The organism is Haemophilus sp. CCUG 60358 (assembly GCF_001679485.1).
Taxonomy (GTDB): Bacteria; Pseudomonadota; Gammaproteobacteria; order Enterobacterales; family Pasteurellaceae; genus Haemophilus_D.
Map to the genome: position 1 here is coordinate 9,298 of NZ_LZOZ01000016.1, position 333 is coordinate 9,630.

The 333-nt window shown below is 45.3% G+C and carries 1 protein-coding gene; it reads left to right on the forward strand.

The genetic code is table 11. The features are described from left to right. Positions 1-333 (forward strand): hemagglutinin repeat-containing protein (locus A9500_RS07810; RefSeq protein ID WP_179854567.1); only part of this gene is annotated, 333 nt, incomplete at both ends.

Here is a 333-nt window from a genome sequence, read left to right on the forward strand (position 1 = left end):
GTAAAAGGCAAAGGTGATGTTGCGCTAACCGGTAAAAATATTTTATCAGAAGGTGCACAGCTGGAGAGTGAAGCGAAGTTAATGGCTATCGCGGAAAATGACCTTGTGCTGAATGGCGCAAAAGAAAGCCGTGATTTTGAGGAGTTCCACAAAACGAAAAGTGGAAGTGTGGCGAAGGTGACCAAAACCAGTCTTGACCAACAACACTCCGTTACTCAAGTTGGCACACAGGTGAGTGGTAAAGATGTGCTTCTTTCGGCAGGTCATGATGTGAAGGCGAAAGGTGTTCAGGCTATTGCAGATGATAATCTGCATATTCAGGCTGGACATGAT